Annotated in this window: 5 protein-coding genes; all 5 read left to right on the top strand. The window is 62.3% G+C overall.

All coding sequences use genetic code 11. The features are described 5' to 3' along the window. Window positions 1-1,132, top strand: a 1,132-nt coding sequence (locus WBV42_RS06330; protein ID WP_423985275.1) for an ABC transporter substrate-binding protein, incomplete at its 5' end; no start/stop codon positions are given. 30 nt (window positions 1,133-1,162) lie between these two features. Beyond that, on the top strand, window positions 1,163-2,149 hold the full coding sequence (locus tag WBV42_RS06325) for an ABC transporter permease (protein WP_423985274.1): 987 nt from the start codon (window positions 1,163-1,165) through the stop codon (window positions 2,147-2,149). Next, entirely contained in the window at window positions 2,146-3,162 is a 1,017-nt protein-coding gene (locus WBV42_RS06320) for an ABC transporter permease (protein ID WP_253227243.1), read from the top strand. Before WBV42_RS06325 ends, WBV42_RS06320 begins: the two co-directional genes overlap by 4 nt. Further along, window positions 3,159-4,361 carry an ABC transporter ATP-binding protein gene (locus WBV42_RS06315; protein WP_423985273.1) on the top strand — a complete coding sequence of 401 codons (1,203 nt, stop codon included), beginning with the start codon at window positions 3,159-3,161 and terminating at the stop codon, window positions 4,359-4,361. Before WBV42_RS06320 ends, WBV42_RS06315 begins: the two co-directional genes overlap by 4 nt. After that, window positions 4,354-4,578: ATP-binding cassette domain-containing protein (locus WBV42_RS06310; RefSeq protein ID WP_423985272.1), on the top strand; the 225-nt coding region annotated here is incomplete at its 3' end. The genes WBV42_RS06315 and WBV42_RS06310, both read left to right, overlap by 8 nt.

Genomic DNA, 4,578 nt, shown 5'->3' with positions numbered 1-4,578 from the left:
GCTCTCGGGCGTGACCGGCGCGGAGGTCAAAGACGGCAAAGTCGAGGTCACGTCGGACGGCGTGAACCCCATCGTGTTCGGCCTCTTTGCGACCTACTGCGACGTCATGCAGAAGAAGTGGGTGCAGAGCCACGAGAAGAACTACATCGCGAAGCACATGAACGGAACCGGCCCGTTCGGGCTCAAGAAGTACACCGAGGACGTGAAAGTCGTCTTCGAGCGCAACGAGGACTACTGGCGCGACCCGGCGGCGGTGTCGGAACTCACGTTCAACGCGGCGAAGGAGTCGAGCACCCGGGTTAACCAACTGCTCAACGGCGAGACGGACATCATCGTCAACGTCCCGCCGCAGGATGCGGGGAACGTGAAGAATTCGAAGAAAACCACCCTCTCGGCCGTTCCGAGCACGCGCATCATCTACAACGCGATGCGCTACGACGCGAAACCGTTCGACAGCCCGAAGTTCCGGCAGGCGATGAACTACGCCATCGACCTCGACAGCATCATCGAGAACATCCTCTCCAGTTTCGCCGGTCCGACCGGCCAGCCAACGCTGGAAGGGTTCACCGGCTACAATTCGAACGTCAAACCGTACCCGGCGAACAAGAAGAAGGCCGAACAGCTCGTCGAGGAGAGCGGCAACGCCGGGGCGAAAATCACGCTTCACACGCCCGTCGGACGGTACCTGAAGGACGTGGAAATCGCACAGGCGGTGGCCAAACAGATCGACCAGCTCAAGAACGTCAACTGTTCGGTGAAACAGCGTGACTTCAACTCGCTCGCCGGGGAGTTGACCGACGGCAAGATCGACACCGGTCCGAAGTTCTACCTCATCGGTTGGGGGAACGCGACGTTCGACGCGAGCCAGACCATTATCCCGCTCCTCACGACGAACGGGGCGCTCACGTCCTACAGCAACAAGGACGTGGACAAGATGATGAAGGAAGCACAGAACATGCCGGGCGGGGACAAGCGGAACCAGAAACTGTACAAGATCAACAAAACGCTCCACGACCAAGCGCCGTGGATCTTCCTCAACCGGCAGTACAGTGTGTACGGCGTCAGCCAGCGTATCAACTGGGAGGCTCGCCGTGACGAACGTATCGACGCCTACGCCATCTCTCCAAAGTAGATGAATCCGCTATCGATGGGGTGTTCATAGATGTCGATGGGACGGTTCCTGATCCGACGGGGCTTACAGGGAATTTTCGTCATCTGGGGGGTCGTTACCGTGGTGTTTCTCCTCAGGTTCGTCACACCTGGAAGTCCGATCACGGTCATCGCTCCGTTGAACGCCTCGCCACAGTTGAAACACAGAATCGCAATGGAACTCGGCCTGAACAAACCGTTGTACGTCCAGTACGGCGAGTACATCTGGAACCTCCTGCACGGGGATATGGGGTACTCGTACGTCTCCGGGACGCAAGCCAGTTCGCGCATCTTCGCGCGGCTTCCGGCGACCATCGAACTCGCCGTCGCGTCCAGCATCGTCGCCATCGTGCTCTCGATCCCGTTGGGCGTCATCAGCGCGACGCGACGCCACGACCCGGTCGACTACCTGGCGACGACGTTCTCGCTGACGGGCATCAGTACGCCGAACTTCTGGCTCGGCATCATGCTGGTGTTGCTGCTGGCGGTCGGCGGGTCGTTCCCAACCGGCCATCGCGGCATGGGGTTCTTCCCGGCGGTGGAGATGCTTCTCACGCAGGGGAGCATTAGCGGACTCGTCTCGTGGGGGAAACACATCTTCCTCCCGGCGATCACGCTGGGAACGTACTTCACCGCGCTCATCACGCGGTTGACCCGGAGCGGCATGCTCGACGAGCTCGGGAAGACCTACATCCGGGCGTCGCGGGCGAAGGGACTGCCGGAGACGCTCGTGCGATACAAACACGCGCTCCGGAACACGCTCATTCCCGTCATCACTGTTCTCGGTCTGCAACTGGGGACGCTCATCGGCGGCGCGGTCATCACCGAGCAGGTGTTCGCGTGGCCCGGCCTCGGGACGCTGATCATCCACTCGATCAACACCCGTGACTGGCCGCTCATTCAGGGGACGCTCATCATCATCGGGACGGGCTTCGTCCTCGTGAACATCGCCGTGGACTTCCTGTACGCGTACATCAACCCGCAGGTGGTCTACGAATGATCTCGCCCCGAACGCTCCGGAACCTCAAACGTGAGTTCCGAAGCAGCCTGCTGGCGAAGATCGGCCTCGTGCTCGTCATCGCGGTCATTCTCGTCGCGGTGTTCGCGCCGTTCATCGCCCCGCACAACCCGTACAACCAGAATTTGGACGACTCGAAACTGCCGCCGCTCGGCTTCAGCAAGCAGACGACGCAGACGAGTTCGAAGATGGTCGATGGACAAGTGAAGATCGTCAACAACACGTCCTACGTGAAAGCACAGCCGTCCCATCCGCTCGGGACCGACCAACTCGGAAGGGACATCCTCTCACGGGTCATCTACGGGGCGAGAACGTCGCTCCTCGTCGGTATCTTCGGGACCTTGTTGGCGATGCTCATCGGCGTCACCGTCGGACTGGTCGCGGGATACTACGGTGAACTCGTAGACGACGCGCTGATGCGGAGCGCCGACATCATGTTGGCGTTCCCGTCGCTCGTGTTGGCGATTGCGCTCGTCGGCATGTTCGACCAACAGGTCATCAGGGTACCCGACCCCTTCGTGGCCAGCGGCCTCGTTTCCGGGATGCCCGCCAAAATCGGGGTCTCGGCGACGGTCGTCGTCGTCGTCGCGCTCGTCAACTGGGTGTGGTTCGCCCGTGTCTCACGCGGCGAGGCGCTGACGGTCGTCGGCGAGGAGTACGTCAAGGCGGCCCGCTCGGTGGGTGCGAAGCACTCGTTCGTCCTTCGTAAACACATCCTGCCGAACAGCGTGACGCCCATCATCGTGCTGGCGACCATCCAGATCGCGGCCATCATCCTGCTCGAAAGCTCGCTGTCCTACCTCGGTTTCTCCGGGGTAAACCTCTCGTGGGGCTTCGACATCTCACAGGGGAAGGACTACCTCGCCACGTCGTGGTGGATTTCGACGGTGCCGGGATTGGCCATCGTCATCACCGTCATCGGCATCAACCTCGTCGGTGACTGGTTGCGCGACGCGCTCGACCCCGGCATCGACGGCGAAGGGGGTGGCGTATGAGCGACCTGCTTCGCGTACGTGACCTCTCGACCCGATTCTTCACCGAAAACGGGCAGGTCAACGCCTGTGAATCCATCAGCTTCGATGTGCGGGAGGAGGAAGTGTTCGGCGTCGTCGGCGAATCGGGGTCCGGAAAGAGCGTCGCCGCGCTCTCCATCATCGACCTCGTGGAGTCGCCCGGCAGGATCACGTCGGGAGAGGTGTGGTATCGGAACGCCACGCTCGCCGAGGAAGTCGGAGGCAATCGTCCCGAGGCGGTCGATGGCGAGTTCGTGGACATCCGGCAGCTGACGACGCGGGAACGCCGCGCCCTGCGCGGTCCGTCGTTCAGCATGATCTTCCAGGATCCGATGAGCAGCCTCAACCCGTCGATCACGGTCGGCGAGCAGATCGCCGAGGCGGTCGAAGTCCAACGACGAGCGAAGTCGAACCCGCGTTCGACGCGCTCGCGGACGCAGGGCTACGGCCTCGGAAGCCTCATCGCGGGGACCATCTTCCCGTCCCGGGACTACGTCAGCGAGCCGAGTCGGGCGAAGGCCGTCGAACTGCTCGAACAGGTCGGGATTCCCGACCCGGCGGACCGTGCCGACGAGTATCCTCACCAGTTCTCGGGCGGAATGCTCCAGCGGGCAATGATCGCCCAAGCACTCGCCGGTGAACCCGACCTGCTCATCGCGGACGAGCCGACGACGGCGCTGGACGTAACGATTCAGGCCCAGATCCTCGACCTGCTTCGGGAGTTGCAGGCCGACACGGGCATGAGCATCATGCTCATCACGCACAACCTCGGCGTCGTCGCCCGGATGTGCGACCGCGTCGGCGTGATGTACGCCGGGGAACTGGTCGAACACGGGACGCTCGAAGACGTGTTCGATGACTCGGTCCACCCATACACGCAGGGACTGCTCGGGTCGCTTCCCGACTTGGAGGACCCTGCACCGCGGCTACAACCCATCGAGGGGAACGTCCCCGACCTGATCGATTCGGAGATGGACGACCGCTGTTACTTCGCCGACCGCTGTCCGAAGGCGATGGAGGAGTGTCTGTCACATCCGTCGATGCACGACGCGGGTGGCAGTCCCGAACACGAAGCGCGCTGTGTGCTCACCGAGGTGGAGTACGACGAGGCGAGAGCACTTCCGTCGAACTACTTCGAGGGCGACGAACGAACCGAACCCATGGAGGCAAACGATGACTGACCACCTCGTCCGCGTCGAGGAACTGCAGAAGTACTACTTCGAACAGGACACGCTGACCGACCGCCTGCTCGGCCGCGAGCCCAAGAGCGTGAAAGCCGTCGATGGCATCTCCTTTGCCATCGAGGAGGGCGAGACGCTCGGACTGGTCGGCGAATCTGGCTGTGGCAAATCCACGACCGGCGAGACCCTGCTGGGTCTCCGCGACGCGACCGACGGT

Origin of the sequence: Haladaptatus sp. (assembly GCF_049589095.1) — an archaeon.
GTDB lineage: Archaea > Halobacteriota > Halobacteria > Halobacteriales > Haladaptataceae > Haladaptatus.
Note: the sequence above shows the minus strand (reverse complement) of the source record. Positions and strands in the feature narration are given on the sequence as shown.

Coding starts and splice junctions, on each gene's coding strand:
- WBV42_RS06325 (WP_423985274.1), top strand. CDS start 1,163: ATGTCGATGGGACGGTTCCTGATCCGACGGGGCTTACAGGGAATTTTC.
- WBV42_RS06320 (WP_253227243.1), top strand. CDS start 2,146: ATGATCTCGCCCCGAACGCTCCGGAACCTCAAACGTGAGTTCCGAAGC.
- WBV42_RS06315 (WP_423985273.1), top strand. CDS start 3,159: ATGAGCGACCTGCTTCGCGTACGTGACCTCTCGACCCGATTCTTCACC.